The 18632-nt window shown below is 61.7% G+C and carries 18 protein-coding genes and 1 tRNA gene; 8 read left to right on the top strand and 11 right to left on the bottom strand.

All coding sequences use genetic code 11. From position 1 onward, the window contains the following. The first annotated feature begins 179 nt into the window (after positions 1-179). Positions 180-533, top strand: a complete 354-nt coding sequence (locus NKI79_RS11315; RefSeq protein WP_352801588.1) for a gamma-butyrobetaine hydroxylase family protein — start codon at positions 180-182, stop codon at positions 531-533. 17 nt (positions 534-550) lie between these two features. Here the strand turns inward: NKI79_RS11315 and NKI79_RS11310 are convergent, their stop codons facing one another. Continuing rightward, positions 551-979, bottom strand: coding sequence for a nuclear transport factor 2 family protein (locus tag NKI79_RS11310; RefSeq protein ID WP_352801586.1), 429 nt, complete (start codon positions 977-979; stop codon positions 551-553). Positions 980-1140: 161 nt separating this feature from the next. On the opposite strand from NKI79_RS11310, the gene NKI79_RS11305 reads away from it, so the two are divergent. Then, positions 1141-1752, top strand: coding sequence for a pyridoxamine 5'-phosphate oxidase family protein (locus NKI79_RS11305; RefSeq protein WP_352801585.1), 612 nt, complete (start codon positions 1141-1143; stop codon positions 1750-1752). A gap of 27 nt (positions 1753-1779) precedes the next feature. Here NKI79_RS11305 and NKI79_RS11300 read toward each other — a convergent pair whose 3' ends face one another. Continuing rightward, positions 1780-2232: a MarR family winged helix-turn-helix transcriptional regulator gene (locus tag NKI79_RS11300; RefSeq protein ID WP_352689332.1), complete on the bottom strand. Its 453-nt coding sequence runs from the start codon at positions 2230-2232 to the stop codon at positions 1780-1782. Positions 2233-2279: 47 nt separating this feature from the next. Here NKI79_RS11300 and NKI79_RS11295 point away from each other — a divergent pair, with 47 nt between their 5' ends. Beyond that, entirely contained in the window at positions 2280-3188 is a 909-nt protein-coding gene (locus tag NKI79_RS11295) for an alpha/beta fold hydrolase (protein ID WP_352801583.1), read from the top strand. Positions 3189-3223: 35 nt separating this feature from the next. On the opposite strand, the gene NKI79_RS11290 is transcribed toward NKI79_RS11295, so the two are convergent. Beyond that, the gene (locus tag NKI79_RS11290) at positions 3224-3841 is read right to left on the bottom strand and encodes a TetR/AcrR family transcriptional regulator (protein WP_352689330.1); all 618 of its coding nucleotides are present in this window, start codon (positions 3839-3841) and stop codon (positions 3224-3226) included. Between the two features lie 98 nt (positions 3842-3939). Between NKI79_RS11290 and NKI79_RS11285 the strand changes: the two genes are divergently transcribed. Both NKI79_RS11285 and NKI79_RS11280 read left to right on the top strand, forming a co-directional pair. Beyond that, entirely contained in the window at positions 3940-4686 is a 747-nt protein-coding gene (locus tag NKI79_RS11285; RefSeq protein ID WP_352801581.1) for a 3-oxoacyl-ACP reductase family protein, read from the top strand. A gap of 223 nt (positions 4687-4909) precedes the next feature. Continuing rightward, entirely contained in the window at positions 4910-6802 is a 1893-nt protein-coding gene (locus NKI79_RS11280; RefSeq protein WP_352801580.1) for a L,D-transpeptidase family protein, read from the top strand. Positions 6803-6813: 11 nt separating this feature from the next. On the opposite strand, the gene NKI79_RS11275 is transcribed toward NKI79_RS11280, so the two are convergent. The 4 genes from NKI79_RS11275 to NKI79_RS11260 all read right to left on the bottom strand — a co-directional run bounded on the left by NKI79_RS11275 (position 6814) and on the right by NKI79_RS11260 (position 8749). Beyond that, positions 6814-7290 (bottom strand): hypothetical protein, encoded by a 477-nt coding sequence (locus NKI79_RS11275; RefSeq protein WP_352801820.1) that lies wholly within the window; start codon positions 7288-7290, stop codon positions 6814-6816. Positions 7291-7417: 127 nt separating this feature from the next. After that, a complete protein-coding gene (locus tag NKI79_RS11270; protein WP_352801578.1) occupies positions 7418-7669 on the bottom strand; it encodes a PepSY domain-containing protein in 252 nt (83 codons plus the stop codon). A 219-nt stretch (positions 7670-7888) separates the two neighbouring features. Next, positions 7889-7963 (bottom strand) — tRNA-Val (locus NKI79_RS11265). A 102-nt stretch (positions 7964-8065) separates the two neighbouring features. After that, entirely contained in the window at positions 8066-8749 is a 684-nt protein-coding gene (locus tag NKI79_RS11260; RefSeq protein WP_254817239.1) for a phosphoglycolate phosphatase, read from the bottom strand. 144 nt (positions 8750-8893) lie between these two features. On the opposite strand from NKI79_RS11260, the gene rpiA reads away from it, so the two are divergent. The 3 genes from rpiA to gor all read left to right on the top strand — a co-directional run bounded on the left by rpiA (position 8894) and on the right by gor (position 11696). Then, positions 8894-9625 (top strand): ribose-5-phosphate isomerase RpiA, encoded by a 732-nt coding sequence (gene rpiA / locus NKI79_RS11255; protein WP_352801576.1) that lies wholly within the window; start codon positions 8894-8896, stop codon positions 9623-9625. Next, positions 9612-10190 carry a DUF2059 domain-containing protein gene (locus NKI79_RS11250; RefSeq protein WP_352645728.1) on the top strand — a complete coding sequence of 193 codons (579 nt, stop codon included), beginning with the start codon at positions 9612-9614 and terminating at the stop codon, positions 10188-10190. Before rpiA ends, NKI79_RS11250 begins: the two co-directional genes overlap by 14 nt. A 117-nt stretch (positions 10191-10307) precedes the next feature. Next, the gene (gor, locus tag NKI79_RS11245; RefSeq protein WP_352801573.1) at positions 10308-11696 is read left to right on the top strand and encodes a glutathione-disulfide reductase; all 1389 of its coding nucleotides are present in this window, start codon (positions 10308-10310) and stop codon (positions 11694-11696) included. A gap of 57 nt (positions 11697-11753) precedes the next feature. Here gor and mgtE read toward each other — a convergent pair whose 3' ends face one another. The 4 genes from mgtE to NKI79_RS11225 form a co-directional block, all read right to left on the bottom strand. Then, positions 11754-13112, bottom strand: a complete 1359-nt coding sequence (mgtE, locus tag NKI79_RS11240; RefSeq protein WP_352801571.1) for a magnesium transporter — start codon at positions 13110-13112, stop codon at positions 11754-11756. Positions 13113-13383: 271 nt separating this feature from the next. Then, on the bottom strand, positions 13384-15273 hold the full coding sequence (locus tag NKI79_RS11235) for an ABC transporter ATP-binding protein/permease (protein ID WP_352478859.1): 1890 nt from the start codon (positions 15271-15273) through the stop codon (positions 13384-13386). Between the two features lie 701 nt (positions 15274-15974). Further along, a complete protein-coding gene (locus NKI79_RS11230; protein ID WP_352801569.1) occupies positions 15975-16652 on the bottom strand; it encodes a DsbA family oxidoreductase in 678 nt (225 codons plus the stop codon). 23 nt (positions 16653-16675) lie between these two features. Continuing rightward, on the bottom strand, positions 16676-18496 hold the full coding sequence (locus NKI79_RS11225) for an extracellular solute-binding protein (RefSeq protein WP_352801567.1): 1821 nt from the start codon (positions 18494-18496) through the stop codon (positions 16676-16678). Positions 18497-18632: the final 136 nt, after the last annotated feature.

The following is an 18632-nucleotide window of genomic DNA, read 5'->3' as shown; positions in this document are numbered from 1 at the left end:
CGTGAACGGCTTCGTTATATATGGCTATGTGATACGAGCCAACTTGCCATTCAAGATATAAGCTCGCGATCTCCGGTAACATTCCGACGCCGACAGATCATGTCGGAACTTTCGATGCGGCCTTTTACCTCGACACGAAGCGGCGTAGGGAAGGGCGGTTCTCCGCAGGATCCACCACCATGACAGCGCCGAAGGAACTCAGGGTCTCGAAAGATCGCAAGCTGCTTTCCGTGACCTTTCCGGGACATCAGCCGTTCGAGCTGCCGGCCGAGCTTCTGCGGGTCGCCTCGCCATCGGCCGAGGTGCAGGGCCATTCGCCCGGACAGCGCGTCACCGTTCCGGGCAAGCGCAATGTGGCGATCCTGAAGATCGAGCCGGTCGGCAACTATGCCGTGCGCATCACCTTCGACGATTTCCACGACACCGGTATCTTCACCTGGAACTACCTGCATACGCTGGGTCATGAGAAGGACGCACGCTGGGCCGCCTATCTCGCCGAGCTGGAAGAGAAGGGGCTGAGCCGCGACCGCTGAATGGTTTCGCGGTATGCTCAGCGCAGGATCGCCAGGATCTCGCCGGTGTCATAGTAAAACGGCGTGCCTTCGATCAGTCGGTCATCCTTGAAGCGCAAGACTTCGGCAAACGGCTGTATGATTGTTGCACCAGTGGCTCGCGACGTCAGCGAAAGCATGCAGCTCATGAACACCACGTTATCGTTCTGGGCGGTTTGAAGATCCTCCACCGCCACGTCGCTCCAGATTTCCCGCATCTTGCGGAAAAGAGCGCCAACGCCGTCGAGGCCATTCCAGTCACCGGCATAGGGCAGGGACTGCGGCTCATGCACCACAATCTCGGCATGGAATGCGCTGGCAAGCACATCGAAGCTTTCCGACCCTGATTGCAGGAAACGCATTTCAACACTGAACATGTTTTCAATAAGTTCCATGGCGGTGCGTCGCCGGTCGAGCGGTTTATCCATTTTCGGTCTCCGTATCCGTCGGTGCGATTGTGTAGGTGAAAGCGGTTTGCCCTTGTTCGCGTTGCCTCGACACCCGTTTCCTGATGACCGGCAAGCGGGCACCATGTCGTGAAAACGTCATGCATCTGGAGTAGCGCCGGCAAAGCTTTGGAGACGAAAACATGTCCATGATCACCAGCCTCGAACAGCTCGAAGCGCTCTATGGCCTGCCCGGCGAGGCGTCGGTGGTCAAAGAACTCGATCAGCTGATTCCCGAATACGCAGCTATCATCGAGGCTTCGCCGTTCGCCGTGCTCGCAACCTGCGGGCCTGAAGGGCTGGACTGCTCGCCGCGCGGTGATCTCGCTGGCTTCGTCCGCATCCACGATCCGAAAACGCTGATGATGCCGGACCGGCGCGGCAACAACCGTGCCGATTCGCTAAGGAACATCCTTCGCGATCCGCGCGTCGCGCTCCTGTTCCTGGTGCCGGGTTCGGGCACGACGCTGCGCGTCAATGGCCGCGCCCACATCACCATCGATACCGCGCTCTGCGCCTCGTTCGCAGTCGAGGGCAAGCCGGCGCGCTCGGTGACGGTCATCGAGATCGCTGCGGTCTATTTCCAGTGCGCCCGCGCCATCCACCGGTCGGAGCTGTGGAACCCGGCAAGGCATGTCGACCCGAGATCGCTACCGACTCCCGGTCAAATCCTGGAAATCACCAGCCGCAAGAACATCGACGGCGAGGTCTACGACAAGGAATGGCCGGAGCGCGCGACAAAATCGATGTGGTGAAGCACTTGTTGGTGGAGCGCTGGGCTGTCAGGCGGTCTTCAAAACCTCGGCAACCCTACGCATCTGTTCGCCGATCATGTCGCATTGCTCCGGCGTCGACTGGCTCATCGCCTTCTCGATCAGCGCCATATGGACCTTCAGCGCCTGCATCAGCAGTGCCTCGCCGGTCTCGGTCAACGTCAGCCGCAGCACGCGCTTGTCCTTCTCGTCGCCCTCGCGGCGCAGCAGGCCGCGCGTCTCCAGCTGCGGCAAAAGCATGGTGATGTTGGAGCGACCGACCAGCAGCCGGCGAGCGAGGTCGTGCTGCGACATGCCGGGATGACGGTAGAGGTTCATCAGCACGTCGAGCTGCGCCGGCTTCAGGTCGAGCGGCGCCAGCTTCACCGCCAGGGTGCGTTCCAGCACGTGGCATGCGCGCGCCACCGCCACCCAGTTGCGAAAGCGCGGGTTGTCCCAGGGCAGGTCTTGCTTAATGTTCATGTTTGAACTATTATGTTCATGCTTGAACCAATGAATGGATCGCCACTATGGCATCATTTGGACTGAAGGTCATCCGCGGCACGTTCGGAGTGGCTGAGCATGTGGCACCGCGACTCACCGGGCGCGCTGCATTCGAGCTGTTCTGCCGCACGCCGCACGAGAAGAGCTTGAGTGAAGGCGAGCGCCGCGCGATCGATCGCGCCGCCGATTTCATGACCCAGGCACGACATCACCGGCTAAAGACCAGAACCGGCTGCGTCATGGTGCATGAATTCCGGCCCGAGCCGGGCAGGGCCACTGCCGGCACCGTGCTCGTCATCCATGGTTGGCGTTCGCGCACCGAATACATGCGCACGCTGATCGAGGCCTATCGCGATGCTGGCTATAAGGTCGTCTCGCTCGACCTGCCGGGCCACGGCCAGTCGCAGGGCCGCCGGCTTACCCTGGTCAGTGCGGTCGATGCGGCACGGGTTGCCGGCGAATGGTTCGGGCCGTTTGCCGCGATCGTCGGCCATTCCTTTGGTGGTGCCGTTGCCGCCAATGCAGTTGCCGGTTCAATCAGGAACATCCCGCGATTGGCGGCCGGGCGACTGGTGCTTATCGCTGCGCCGAGCTCCCTGCCGGCAATCTTTGCTGATTTCAGTCGCATGCTGAATGTCGGCTCGCGCTCGCAGGTCGCCATGGCCGACCGGGTCGAGCGTATCGCCGGCCGGCCGTTGCACGAGTTTACCGGTGATCGCCAGCTGGCAAGCACGCTGCTGCCGACGCTGGTGATCCACGCGCCGGACGCCCGCGAAGTGTCCGCCGATCATGCAAGGCTCTACGCGCGCGCCGGAGACCATGTGCGGCTGTACTGGGCCGACGGGCTCGGCCACCGCCGCATTCTCGCCGACAGGGGTGTGGTGGAGCGTGCCGTTGGCTTCGTTGCCGGCAGGCTGGAGCCGTCTCTGCAGTGATCTGAATGTCTGGTCTTGTCTGCCGGGTTCGATCGTCACGCCGCCACCCCGGTGCCGGCCATCGCTATCCAAGCCGCCATTGCCCCGGCCACCGTCGCCAGAAGGGCCGAGCGCGACGCGCCGTCGCGCGCCTGGATCGACATGCCGTGCTGCACGGTGGCGTAGAAGGTCGCGGCCGTACCGCAGTCGAAATCGGCCGGCAACTCTCCTTCGGCCACGCCACGCTCGAAGCGTCTCAGCAAGGCTTCGCGGTTTTCGGCGCGGCGACGGCGCAGATCATCACAGATGGCGCCGCGGCTTGAGTCCTGGTGCAATGCGGCGAGCGCGATAAGGCAGCCTTGCGGACGACCGGTCTGTGAATAGGCCCTGGCAGTCTGCCGCAGGAACCGCTCGACGGCCTGGCGCGCGGTCGGCGCCTTTTCCAGCGCGGACCAGATCTCGGTTCCCTCGACCCGCGTGTAAAGCTCGGTTGCCTCGAGAAATAGCGCTTCCTTGCTGCCGAAGGCGGCATAGAGGCTGGGTGAGTTGATGCCCATTGCAGCGGTCAGATCGCTTATCGACGCGCCCTCATAACCCTTGAGCCAAAACACTTCCATTGCGCGCCGCAAGGCGGCGGCTCGATCGAAGGTGCGGGGGCGGCCTCGTTCCGGCATGGTATCCTTTCTGTATTGATCGATACATAATTCAGTTGACGTGGTTCAGCAAGGCTGGCAGATATTTATGTATCAATCACTACAAAATGGAGAAGCAGATGTCATCCAGAAGCTTGAACGGCAAGGCCGCCCTCGTCACCGGCGGCAGCCGCGGCATTGGTGCGGCGATCGCAAGAAGGCTCGCGGCCGACGGCGCAGGCGTGGCGATCACCTATGTGAATGGTGAGGAAAGGGCACTCGCGGTGGTCAGGGAAATCGAGGCGGCCGGCGGCCGGGGCTTTGCCATCAAGGCCGACAATCGCGATGCTGCGGCGATCGAGGCGGCAGTCGATGAGGCAGCAAAAGCCTTCGGACGGCTCGACATCCTCGTCAACAGCGCCGGCATCTGGCGCGCTGCGCCGATCGATGCTCTGTCGCTTGCCGACTTCGATGAGACGATGGCGGTCAACCTCAGGGCCCCGTTCGTCGCCGTCAAGGCGGCAGCAGCACATATGGGCGAGGGTGGCCGGATCATCTCGATCGGCAGCAATCTGGCCGAGCGTGCCACCGACGCCGGCCTGAGCGCTTATTCGGCCAGCAAGGCTGCTTTGGTTGGCCTGACCAAGGCCTTTGCCCGCGATCTCGGTCCGCGCGGCATCACCGCCAATGTCGTCCATCCGGGGTCGACCGATACCGACATGAATCCGGCAGCCGGCCCGCACGCCGAGCATCAGCGCCAGAAGATGGCGATGCCTCGCTTCGGAACGGCCGACGAGATCGCCGGCATGGTCGCCTGGCTTGCCGGTCCCGAAGGACGCTTCGTGACAGGCGCGGCATTGACCATCGACGGCGGCGCAAACGCGTGAGACTTGGTCACTGGACGGTTGCCGTTCTGGCCGAGGACGGCGACGGATTCGCTTGACCCGTCACGACCTTGTGAAACCGTTCTGCAACAGACGTTCCGAAATTTATGGAAGCTTAACGAAATCAGTATGAATCAGTGTAGTCACGCCTTACATCCGCCATGGGGTGGGCGAGACCGTGAAAGCGGTGCGGAACGGGATCCGGTTCAACCGGAGCGGGTGATCCATGAAACTCCTTGGAAACAAAGCAACCGTGCTGCCGTTCGCGGTGGCCGCGGCAATGCTAGCCTTCGGGACGCCGCAGGTTGAAGCGCAAGGGTTCTTCGACATGCTTTTCGGCGGCGGCGTCAAACACGCAGCGCCGAAAGGTAACTTTCCGCCGCCACCGTCAAAATACAAGCCCAAGGCGCCAGCCGCTTCCGGTGGGGGTGGTGGTGCGCAAATCAGCAGCCCGTCCTATTACACCTACAAGAGCGATCCGCTGGTGCGCGTCGATTTTTCGGCACTGTCGGCAGCGCCTGAACCGGCAACGCCTCAGGATGCTGCATTCGAGCCGACGGCCACCGGGGCTGCATTCCGCGAAGCCATTGCCGGGCTCGACGGCTATGATCTCTACGCCGAGAGGGACATCGCCAAGGCGCTGATCGCGTACTACTCAGCCAATCCGGATTTCATCTGGGTGACGGGAACCAGTCCCAACAGCCGTGCCGAGGATGCGGTGCGGGTGCTGGGCGAAGCCGCGAGCTACGGCCTGACGCCCGCCGACTACACCGTCGAAGTTCCGGCAGCAGGCGCATCGGCGGGCAATGCCGATGAGCGCCTGAAAGAGCTGGTTCGCTTCGAGATGGCGATGTCGGCGCGTGTCCTGCGCTACGCCCGTGACGCACAAAGCGGCCGCGTCGATCCCAACCGCATCACCGGCTACTACGATTTTCCGCCGAAGCCGCTCGACATGGAAGGGGTACTGAAGACGCTGGCCCATACCCAGCAAGTGCGCACTTATCTCGAATCACGGCATCCACAGAATTCCGAGTATCAGGCGCTGCGCGTCGAACTGGAATCGCTACAGGCCAGCGCCGAGGACGAGATCGTCGTCGATCCCAATCTTCTGTTGAAACCGGGGCAGACCAGCCCCGAGCTGCCGAAGCTTTTGACAAGGATCGCGCGCAATCTCGATGACGAGATGGGCGGTGCCTATGGCGAGGTGCTGGCGAGGCTCGCCACCAGCGAGGTCTACGATCCGGAGCTGGTGCCGGTGATCAAGGCGGTGCAGAAACGGGCCGGCATGAAAGGCGACGGCGTCATCGGCCCGCGTACCGTCGCATCGTTGGCCGGAACGTCCAAGGCCGACAAAATTCAGAAGGTTCGGGTTGCGCTCGAAGAATTGCGCTGGCTGCCTTCCGACCTCGGCAGCCCGCGCGTCTTCATCAACCAGCCGGCTTTCACCGCGAGCTATATCGACGACGGCGAGGAGAAGCTGAAGACCCGCGCCGTGGTCGGCAGGCCCACCAACCAGACTGCTTTCTTCTATGATCAGATCGAGCAGGTCGACTTTCATCCCTATTGGGGCGTGCCGCAGTCGATCCTGGTCAACGAGATGTTGCCGCGGCTGCGGCGCGATCCTGGCTATCTCGACCGCGCCGGCTATGAGGTGGTCAATGCCCGCGGCAAGCGCATTCCCTCATCCTCGGTCAATTGGGGTGCCTATGGCGCAAGGATACCCTACGGCGTGCGCCAGTTACCGAGCGAGGCCAATGCGCTGGGCGAGCTGAAGATACTGTTTCCCAACAAGCACGCCATCTACATGCACGACACACCGCAGAAGTCATTTTTCCAGCGCGACATGCGCGCGCTCAGCCATGGCTGCGTTCGCTTGCAGGATCCGCGCGGCATGGCGGCTGCCGTGCTCGGCACCTCGGTCGACTACATCGAGGACAGACTGAAACACGGACATTCGACCGAGGACGTGACACGCAAGATCCCGGTCTATGTCGCCTATTTCACCGCATGGCCGGACCTGTCCGGTACCGTCGAATATTTCAATGACGTCTACGGCCGCGACACAAGGCTGCAGCAGGCGCTCGACAGCACGGAAGCGGTGCGTTCGCCGGCCAGCTGAGAGATACGGTTCTAGCGCTGAAACAGTGGGCGCCGGAAACCCGCATCGCGTCCGGCGATGAGCCAGTAGACCAAGCCCGCGACAACGCCTGCCGCGGCAATGATGCCGATATCGGCCCAGCGCTCCGGGCTCGAGTCATCCGGTACACTGGGCCGGATCAAGGCGAAGCCGCCAACCGCGGCCGCCGCGCCGAAGACCATGTGCAGCCAAAAACTGCGCAGCGAGAAAAACTCGGCAATCAGTGCGAAGATCAGCGTCTGCAGGCCGGTCATCACGATCGTCAGAAAATAGATGAACATGCCGAGCGGCGGCAACAGCAGCACCGCAACGGGGGTGACACCCATGACGTCGAAATAATTCGGCGCGTTTGGCAGCGAACTCAGCCCGCCATAGATCGCCGCCACCGCGATCAGCCCAACCAGTACCGCTATGAAATAACCCGCGAGCATCATCAGAAAGCGTTTCAATACGTGCTTTACCGTCGCCATGCCCACCCCCGCGCGCAATGATAGCACCCAGTCAGCCATCAAAGTCATATCTACGCAAGGGTGTGCCGAAGGCCGCGGGCCTTCGAGGAGCGGCATTTTCTAGACTCTGGACCGTTGGCGGCCAGCCTCATTTCGGCGCGGCTGTCACCGGATCATAGGTGATTTCAACTTTCGCCTTGTCGTTCGTGAAATAAATGACGGTGTAGGCGCCGCTGTCCCAATCGATTTCCTTGATGTAGCGGAAGTCGTCGCGCTGCTCGACCTTGGCGATGATTTCCGACAGCTTCTTGGCATTCTGCGGCGGCACCGGATTTTCGTCCGCGGCAAAGGCCGATCCGCCGACAAGCAGCACGGCGGCCGCCAAAACAAGTCTGGACATGGCTTTCCCTCACATTTCGATGAGCAGAAACTCATCTACATACGGGTTTGTTCCCGGACTCGGGCTTGCGGATCGTCCAGACCGGCAATTGTGCCAAGCGTAAGTGTGCCTGTCAGTCTTATAGCTTGCGGAAAAAGCGCACGGAAAACCAATGCGATCATGCGCTGGTTCTCGATCACGGCAGCCTTCCCCGTCGGTGATGGCTAAGTGCCGAAAAGATGGTGGGCGATGCAGGGATTGAACCTGCGACCCCACCCGTGTGAAGGGTGTGCTCTCCCGCTGAGCTAATCGCCCGCTCGTTGCCCGAAGGCCAAGCGCGCCGCGATATAAGGGAGGCCGGCCTGCGAAGTCAACCACTTGTCGGCCGTCATCTGGCCGTCTGGACTATGACCGGCTTCAGCCCTCCGCCGCGGCCATCAGCCCTTGTACCAGATCGAGCGTCAGCGAATCGAAATGCGAGATCACCGCCGACGGCTCGAACTCCCGCACATGACGATCGGTGTAGCCGAAATCGACTGCCACTACCGGAATGCCGGCGGCCTTTGCCGTGTCGATATCAGTCTGCGAATCACCGACCATCAGTGCACGGTGCGGGTCGCCACCGGCGCGCGCGATAGTCTGCGTGAGATGGCGCGGGTCGGGCTTGCGGAACGGAAAACTGTCCTGACCGCAGATCGCCGCGAAATGCCTGGTCATGCCGAGCGCCTCGATGAGTGCCACCGAATTGGCCTCGTATTTATTGGTGCAGATGGCCAGCAGGTAACCGGCTGCCTCGAACCGTGCGATCGCCTCGGGAACGCCCGGGTAGGGGCGCGATTTGCCGGGAATGTTAACGGTGTAATGGTCCAGAAACAGCTTTAGCAGCCGATCGTGCTCCTCCACGGCCAGCGACCTGTGCTGCGCTGCATGGGCGCGCTCGATCATCACGCGGCCGCCATGGCCGACGAAACGCTTGAAGCCGGCTTCGTCGACGGCCGCGAGCTGGCTGGCGGCAAGGCTGTGGTTGAGGCTGTCGAGCAGGTCCGGCGCCGTGTCGATCAGCGTCCCGTCGAGGTCGAACACGATGGTCGGTCGGGTCATGGCCTGTCCTGTGACGATTCGATTGCCGGCAGGCGATAACCGCTGCGGCCCGTTCAGGCAAGCCGGCTTATCCACCGCGGGCAAGGTCCTTTGACCAGCTCGGCAAAAATGCTACGAGCGCCGAAACAAATCTTGGGGCCCGGCATGGATGCGAGGCAATTGAAGGTTGAGGCCGCGCGGACAGCGCTGGCCCATGTCACGGATGGCATGCGGCTCGGCATCGGCACCGGCACGACAGCGGATGAGTTCGTGCGGCTGCTCGCCGACAAGGTCGCCACCGGCCTGACTGTCATCGGCGTGCCGACCTCGGAGCGCACCGCCGTCCTTTGCACGGAGCTTGGTGTGCCGCTGTCGACCCTCGAGGAAACACCGGAGCTCGACCTCACCATCGACGGCGCCGACGAGATCGATCCGGCGCTGACATTGGTCAAGGGCGGCGGCGGCGCGCTGCTGCGCGAGAAGATTGTCGCGGCGGCCTCCGCCCGCATGATCGTCATCGCCGACAGCTCCAAGATGGTCGAGATGATCGGCCGCTTTCCGCTGCCCATCGAAGTCAACCGGTTTGGCCTGCGCGCCACCGAAATTGCGGTTGGCGTGGCGGCTGCAAACCTGGGCCTTTCCGGCCCTGTTACATTGAGGATGACGGGGACCCAGCCATTTGTTACAGACGGCGGCCATTTTATCCTCGATGCATCTTTTGGCCGCATTCCGGATACAAGAGCGCTTTCGAATGCTCTCCACGCCATTCCCGGCGTGGTCGAGCATGGTCTTTTCATCGGGCTGGCGACAACGGCCATCATAGCCGGCGGCGACGGCATCCAAACCGTCCATGCCGCCCGAAAACCAAGGAGTTTTACCGATCATGATGTTGCATAACCGGGTTGGCCGCTTTTTTGCCATTCTGGCGGCCTCGGCCGTTTTCGCGTTTTCGTCGCCGGCATTTTCGCAGGACGTCACTGATGCGCATCTGAAGGCGGCGCGTGCCGCGGTCGCGGCGATCCATGCGACGGATACGTTCGACAACATCCTGCCGCAAGCGGCCGCGGCGCTCGAGCAGCAGCTGATCCAGAAGAACCCGGACATGCAGGAACTGATCGCCAAGACGATCAACGAGAAGGCGATGGCCTTGGCATCGCGCCGCGCCGACCTGGAAAAGGAAGCAGCGCTTGCCTACGCAAAGGTGTTCTCGGAAAAGGAACTCAATGAAATCGCCGCCTTCTACAATTCCGATTCCGGCAAGAAGCTGCTCGACAACGGCCCGATCGTGACGCGCGAACTGGTGAAGGCTGCCGAGATCTGGCAGAACGGCCTGGCTCGCGATCTCGCCCAGCAGGTCGGCGAGACCCTGGGTGCAGCGGCGAATGCCAAGGCGCAGGCTGCACCTGCCGAGGGTGCCGCCCCGGCAGACGGGGCTGCTCCCACGGACGCCACGCCGAATTGATCGGGGACTTCCGAGTGGCCTGACCGCCACTGGACCAGAAAGCCCGGCAAGTCCGGGCTTTTCTTTTGGTGGCTGGCAGCCTACCTGTCTCGTTGTTTGAGGGGCAGGAGCTGGACCATGGCCGGTTACGACTACGATCTTTTCGTCATCGGCGGCGGCTCCGGCGGGGTGAGGGCGGCGCGCGTCGCTGCCCTACTCGGCAAGCGTGTCGGCATTGCCGAGGAATTCCGCTACGGCGGCACCTGCGTGATCCGCGGCTGCGTGCCGAAGAAGCTTTATGTCTACGCCTCGCAATTCCCCGAGCATTTCGCCGACGCTGCCGGTTTTGGCTGGACGGTGTCTGAGGCGCATTTCGACTGGCAGAAGCTGGTCGCCAACAAGGACCGCGAAATCAGCCGGCTGGAGGCCGTCTACAAGAAGAACGTGCAGGGCGCCGGCGGTGAGGTCTTTCATTCGCGCGCCACCCTGGTCGATCCGCATGTGGTGCATCTTCTCGGTGAGGATCGCACCGTTACCGCCGACCAGATCCTGATCGCTACCGGCGGGCGCCCGGCGCCGCATCCGGCATTGCCCGGCCATGAGCACTGCATCTTTTCCAACGAAGCCTTCGACCTCAAGGAGCTGCCGAAGGCAATCATGATCGAGGGCGGCGGCTATATCGCCGTCGAATTCGCCAATATCTTTCACGGTCTGGGCGTCGACACGACTCTGGTCTATCGCGGCAAGGAGATACTCAGCCGCTTCGACATGGACCTCAGACGCATGCTGCACGAGACGATGGAAAAGAAGGGGATAAAAATCCTCTGCCACGCCGTGTCCGAGTGGGTCAGGAAGCGCCCTGACGGCCGGCTCGACGCGCTTGTCACCGGCGGCACCGTGCTGACGGTCGACCAGGTCATGCTCGCCATCGGCCGCATTCCCAATACCGAGAACATGGGGCTGGAAGGCGTCGGCATCGAGATGACCAAAACCGGGGCAATCCAGGTCGACGAATACTCCCGCACGAACATTGACAACATCTGGGCGATCGGTGACGTCACCCACCGCGTGCAATTGACGCCGGTGGCGATCCACGAGGCGATGTGCTTCGTCGAGACCGCCTTCAAGGACAATCCGATGGCGCCCGACCATGACACGATCGCTACCGCAGTCTTTTCACAGCCCGAGATCGGCACGGTCGGCCTGTCGGAGGATGAGGCGGCAAAGCGCTTTTCGGATCTTGAAATCTACCGCGCCACCTTCCGGCCGATGCGGCACACGCTTTCCGGCCGCGATGAAAAGATGCTGATGAAGCTGGTCGTCGACGGCGCGTCGAAAAGAGTCCTCGGCGCCCATATCCTCGGGCCGGACGCCGGCGAAATGGCGCAGCTTCTCGGCATACCGCTGAAGGCCGGGCTGACCAAAGATGATTTCGATCGCACCATGGCGGTGCATCCGACCGCGGCGGAAGAACTCGTCACCATGTACAAGCCGACTTACCGGGTGAGAGATGGTGAACGCGTCTGACGCGATGACGACCCATCGCGGCAACGAAATTGCCGCGATGGAAGTGCGTGAGTTTTCTTACAGCAACGTTCCGCGCAGGATCACCAGCGCAACCGAAAAATAAATCACCAGCCCGGTGACGTCGACCAGCGTGGCGACGAACGGGGCTGATGCGCTGGCCGGGTCGAAGCCGATGCGCTTCAGGGCGAACGGCAACATCGATCCAGACAGCGAGCCGCAGGTGACGATGCCAACCAGCGTAGCGCCGATCGTCATTGCGATCAGCGGCCAGTGCGGGCCGTAGTCGTAGAAGCCGAAATATTGCCAGAGCGCGATGCGGCCGACGCCGACTACGCCAAGGATCGAGCCAAGCACCAGGCCGGTGGGTAGCTCGCGCAGGGCCACCCGCCACCAGTCGCCAAGGCCGATCTCGCGCAGCGCCAGGGCTCGGATGACGAGCGAGGTCGCCTGCGAGCCGGAATTGCCGCCGGAGCTCATGATCAATGGAATGAACAGGGTCAGCACGATCGCCTTTTCCAGCTCGCCCTCGTAGCTTTGCATCGCATTGGCGGTCAGCATCTCGCTGATAAACAGCGCACACAGCCACCCGGCGCGCTTCTGGATCATCGCCAGAAAACCCATCTTCATATAGGGCTCGTCGAGAGCCTCCATGCCGCCGAAACGATGCACGTCCTCGGTCGTTTCCGAGATCATCGTATCGATAATGTCGTCGATGGTGACGATGCCGAGGAGCTTGCCGTTGTCCACGACCGGGACGGCGAGCAGATCATATTTGGAGATCAACTGAGCAACCTTTTCACTATCGGTCAGCGGTGAAACAGTGATAGGCGCACGATCCGGCGCTATTGCCATGATCAGCTCGTCGGGTTCGCCAGCAATCAGTCGACGCAGGCTGGTCGAGCGCAACAGGACCTGCGTTTGCGGATCAACGATGTAGATCGCGTAGACGGTTTCGCGCGTCCGCTCCACCTTGCGAACATAATCCAGCGTGCGGGCAACGCTCCAATCCGGCGGCACGCTGACATATTCAGTCGTCATGAGCGAGGCGGCGCTGCCCTCGGGATAGCCGAGAATGGCAAGCAGCGTCGCGCGCAGCGGTGGCGCCAGGCCGGCAAGCAGCTCGGAACGAGCCGGCTCGTTCAGATCGCGCAGTATGTCGGCGGCGCGGTCGACCGACATGGCGGCAAGCAGTCTGCCTGCCTTGATGCGGGGCAGCGCCTCGACCAGTTCGGATGCGCCGTCGAGTTCAGGCTGGTCGAAGATATCGACCAGCCGCTCGAACGGCACTTCGCAAAGCAGCTCCGATGCCGTCTCGCGAGGCTCCTGGTTCAGCGCCTCGACCATGTCGGCGACATGTTCGTTAGCAAGTACGCGGGCGATGGCATCGCCGCCCGCAACGGGGGAAAACTCGTTCATGGCTCACTCCTTGCCGTCCGGCAGGACGTGAGCCTGTCAGATCACGTCAAGCGGACGGCGGTTGCGTTCGACTGTGACTGTCGCCAGGCATGGCGCGGTGACCTTTCTGCTCGCGGGTTCGGATTGAGATTCTGCAAGCCGGCGCAACATAGGAGCGCGCCTTGCCGAGTCAATCGCGAGAGCGGGTTAAAACGGCGGCAAATCGACTGGATCGCGAGACTGTGATCGGGCTACGTCGCGGGCTGGCTGGATGCTGGCAATGGTGCCGCAGCTATCTCTGCTTCAGCCGGCGGGGAAAGCGCAGCCACTTGTCCTCGGCCGGCCGCGTCGGTTGCGTGAGGATGGTGGTGAGCTCGACCGGCAAGCTCGGAACCAGCGGCTTCTTGGTGGCGACGCCGTCGGCGATCGCAACGACGCTGTGGTAGAATTCGGTGCCCGCGAGCGATCTCGGCGGCGTCGCCTCATGCATGATCGAGATCACAGTTGCATCAGGGCAATTGTCCTTGATCGCCTGGTGGAAGGCGATCCGTCCATCGGGGTCGAGAGCGCCAGTGGCTTCATCGAGGAACAGCAATCCCGGCTGCTGCAGCACGATACGGGCGACAACCAGCTTCTGTTTCTGCCCACCCGAGAGAACCTGATCCCAGATCTTTCCTTCACGGCTCTCATCGGCCAAATGCTCGATGAAATCGCCGAGGCCGGCCTTGTGCAGGGCGGATGCGACCTGCACGTCGGGATAATCATGCTCGGAACCCGGCAGGCAGACCAATTGCTTCAGCGAAACCTGCTGCAGCTTCACCTCCTGGGCGGCGTAGAAACTCCTGACCCCTTCCGGGAAGACGATGGTGCCGCGGCCATAGGGCCAAAGGCCGTTGATCGCCTTGATCAGCGAGGTCTTGCCGCAACCGGATTCGCCCTTCAGGAAAGTCCATTCGCCACGCCGGAAGCGCAAGTTCGCGGCACTCAGGAAGGGCGTTGCGTCCTCGCCCTGATGCGCCAGCTCTAGTTTCTGGATGGTCAGGCCGAAAACAGGGTTTTGGCGGTCGTAGCGAAAATCGGAGCGGCCGGTCTGCTGATAAAATTCCTGCGGGTGCTGAACGTTTTCGATCGCGTTTGCGAGTTCGGTGACGCGCTGGCTGTTGGCCCGCAGCGCGGCGATGGCAGGCATGACATGGATGAACCACGAGCATTGACTGATCAGCGAGTTGACCATCTCGGAGCCGGTTATGTAGCCCTTGAGATCGAACCCGTTATGGATGAAGGGAACCAAGCCTGGCCCGTAGGCGACAATGCGGGCACCGATGAAATTGTAGATCAGCTCGAACGAATTGTAGCCTGTGTTGACGATGTTCAGCCGCGCCCAGGTGCGGTCGATGTCGACATAGCGCTGGCTGTGCACTGCCTTCTGCACGTTCTCGCCTTGCGATGCGGCGACATGAAAACTGCGGCGCAGAAAGGTGATCAGCTCGCCGCGATAGCTGCCTTCGGCCTGCTGCATCCTGACATTGAGCCGTTCCAGCAGCCTGCCCAGCTTGACGGCGATCCAGGTGTTCAACGGCACGTAAGTGGCGACTGCCAGAAAGGCGAGGACGGCGCTGCCATAGCTGCCGAGGAACTCCAGCCCTTTGACCTCCGCCGAGTGTGCAAGCAGTTGCTGGCCGACGAAATACAATGAAGTAGCAACGGCCAAAACCCCCATCGCGAGGCCGATGGCGCCGCCCGTCATATCCTTGATCGATTCCTGGATGCGCTGGTCGATATTGTCGGGAGCGGCGGCACCTGACGAGCCATGCTGAGCGTGGAAATGGGTGTGATTGGAATCAAGCAGGGCTTCGTTGAACTGGCTGTCCAGCCAGCCGCGCCACTTGCGATGCAACGTTGCGGACACCAGGCTGCGGATACCGGTAAAACCCGCATCCTTGAGCAAGACCAGGAGGACAAGTATCCCGGCATTGGCCAGCAGTGTCTGAAGCGGGGTGGTGTTCGCGGCATCATGAAAAAAGGCGATCGAGTTGACCAGCTCTCCGGATGCTACGGCAAACCACACGCCTGACTTGCTGGAGAGCGCGGTGAGCAGGGCGATCACCAGCGTCAAGGTCCAGGCTTCCACCCACTTGTCCGAAAACCAGTAGGCCCGCATCAGGCCCCAGAAGCTGCGCATCGACGATACGGGCGTAAGGGGCGACTGCCTTGCGGCACCGCGGAGCCATTTTTCCGATATTGAATGTCGCGTTGGTCTATCGACCCGAATCACTATCCCGCCCAAACGATTTTTCTTTTATTACGGACAGTAACACCAATTGATCATTTTCCATTAGCTTTTCACCAGCCGCGAGTGGTTTAACTCGCCGGCCGTTGCAGTGGAGCAACAGAGTGGATGATCACGGGGCTGTGCCGTCGGAATTCTAGGCGCTTGATATCAATGCAATTTTACTTGCCTGCGCCGGAGAAAGTAGGGACCTTCCCTTGGGGAAGGCCCTCACACAGCTTTGTGAACGTAGAAGCGCCGTCCAGCGGTCGATCTTCACAGCCTGAACCGATCTTCAGCGCGCCCTTACGGCCAGGTCCGACCTCGTTGGCGGCCAGAACGCGACCTGTATGATTCGTGGGTGAAGCCGCCTTGTCGGGAGAGCCCGTAATCAGCCAAGCAACGACGTTGCCCCTACGTCCAGGATGCGGACCGACATCGATTCCGACACAGATCACGAACCCGGGCGAGCAAGGCCTACGGCAACAGCTGGGGCAAGGGGCCGTTTTCCTGCCAGTCCTCCACCAAGGGATTGACCTGCACCGGCAAGCATGGCCATGGCTTTTTCGTCGGCAAGGCCAAGGTGACGGTGAAATAGTCGAAAATAGTCCGGCTCAGTTCGCCGCCTCCAGTTCGCCGCGTGCCTTGGCCGCAGCCACCTGGCGCAGCGCATCGGCAAGCGTATCGGCGTCCTGGGCGCCCATCACCGCATATTTACCTTCAAGCAGAAAGCACGGCACGCCCGATATGCCCATGCGCGAAGCGGTGGCGATTTCGGTGCGCACCGCCTCGACATCCGCGTCCGTCGACAGAAGCGTTTCGACGACGGAGGCATCCATGCCGGCCTCGCGGGCGGCTTCGATCAGCACGGCATGATCGCCGAGATTGGCGCCTTCTTCGAAATTCAGTTGGAACAGGCGGCGCACCAGCCGGTTCTGAACGGCCTCGCCGGCCGTCCCGGCCCAGCGAATGAGCCGGTGCGCATCCAGCGTATTGGGCGCGACCTTGATGGCGTCGAAGGCAAAGGAAATCCCCTCAGCCTCGCCCAACGGCTCGATCCTGGCATGGATCTCGCGGATGCGTTGCTCGCTGCCGAATTTCGCCACCATGTAGTCGCGGCGGTTCTTGCCTTCGGGCGGAATCGTCGGCTCGAGCTGGAAGGGCCGCCAACGTATGTGAACGTCGATGTCGACGGCGGCAATCGCCTTGTCGAGCCGTTTCTGGCCGATAAAGCACCAGGGGCACACGACATCGGAGACCACATCGACGGTAATCGAGTTCTCGTCGTTCATCTTGATCTCCTGTTCTGAAGAGGTCACTTCGGTTTGCGCCACCAGGTCGGCAACTGATAACCGTATATGGGCGTCTTTTGCGGATGTTCCAGATAGTTCCAATAAGCAAGCCATTGCTGGTTGTTGTGCTGGGTCGGCACCATGTAATTGCCTGAGATCAGCAGCCGGTCGAGGACCCGGACAGCAGCGACATAGTCCTCCTTCGAGCGAGCTCTCAACATCGCCTCGATCGCCGCGTCCACTGCGGGGTCGGCGACACCCGCTAGGTTGAACGAGCCTTCGGCTTTGGCGGCAGCGGATCCCCAGCGCCCGGCTTGCTCGATACCGGGCGACAGTGAGTTGTTGAAACCGGTCGAGCCGACCAGCACCTCGAAATCGAAACGCTGCTTGCGCGACTGGATCTGATCGCCGTCGAGGCTGCGGATGCCGACATCGATGCCGAGCTTCTCAAGGGTGCGCTGATAGATAGCGGCAAGTCGCTCTTCGTCCTGCGAGGCGGTCAGGATCTCGAAACCGAACGGCTTTCCCTGGGGATCGAGCATCGCGCCGTCCTGCACCGTATAGCCTGCGCTCTTCAGCAGCTCGAATGCCGCCTTCAGCACCTTGCGGTCCTGGCCGGAGCCATCGGTAACGGGCGGCCTGTAGGTGCCGTCCATGACATCTGCGGGCACGCGGCCGGGGTAGGGGGCCAGCAGGGCCTTTTCCTTTTCGCTGGCCGGGTGGCCGAGCGCGGACAGCTCGGAATTCTGCCAAAAGCTCATCGTGCGCGTGTATTTGCCGCCGAACAGATTCTTGTTGGCCCATTCGAAATCGTAGAGCATGCCGAGCGCGCGCCGCACGACCGGATTGGAAAATTTCGGCAGCCGCGTGTTGAACAGGAAACCGTTGACCACCGGCGGAATGCCGGTATCGAAAGTTTCGGCGATGACCTCGCCCCTGTGGAAGGCCGGAAAGTCGAGATCGCGCTCGCGTTTGACTGGGTCGCTGTCGTCGTCGATGGCGCAGATGCCTTTCTTGAACGCTTCCTGCTTGGCGTTGGCGTTGAGGAAATACTCGATGGTGATCTGGTCGTAATTGTCGAAGCCGCGCTTGGACGGCACGTCCTTGCCCCAATAGTGCGGATTGCGCTTGAACACGATGCGCTGGCCGGGCACGACTTGCGCCACCGTGTAAGGCCCGCTGCCGATCACCGGCTTTAGCGTCGTCCTGTCGAAAGTGTCCTTGTTGAACGCGTGTTTCGGGATGATCGGCGTCAGCGCAATGATTAGGGGAAATTCGCGGTCCGCCTTTTCGTTGAAAGTGAAGCGCACACTGCGGTCGCCGGTCTTTTCGAGCTTGGCGATCGCTTTCATTCGCTGGCTGTAAGGTGGCCGGCCCTTCTCGGTGAAGACATCGTAGGTGAACAACACGTCTTCCGGCGTCACCGGCTCGCCGTCCGACCATTTGGCCCTGGGATCGAGGTGGAATTCGATGCTCTTGCGCTCGGGGTCCATGTCGGCGGTATCGGCGAGCAGGCCGTAGAGACTGAAGGCCTCGTCGTAGTTGCGCTGCATCAACGGCTCGAAGACAAGATTGCCAAAAGCTTGATCCATCATGCCGCGCGCAGTGGTGCGCAGACTTCTCAGGATGAACGGATTGAGATTGTCGAAGCTGCCGACGACACAATAGGTAATGCTGCCGCCTTTCGGCGCGTCGGGATTGACGTAGTTGAAATGATCATAGTCGGCCGGCAGCACCGGCTCGCCCTGCATGGCAAGCGCGTGCTTCGGTTCCGACAGGGCCGGCTGCAGGGAAAGGCCGACAAACAAGATTGTGGCGATCAGCCAAACGACAACGCGGCCCATGACCGTCTCCTTCCCGATTCGATGCGCAGCATACATGAGCCGGTCGTCCACCGGCCAATCCCTCGACCCAGTCCCTCGGCCAAGATTCGCGCGGCCCGGGCTGGATTCGGCGCTGCTTGCAGTGTAACACGCCGTC

Origin of the sequence: Mesorhizobium sp. M0340, from assembly GCF_040321535.1 — a bacterium.
Taxonomy (GTDB): Bacteria; Pseudomonadota; Alphaproteobacteria; order Rhizobiales; family Rhizobiaceae; genus Mesorhizobium.
This window is presented reverse-complemented; position numbering and strand designations above follow the sequence as displayed.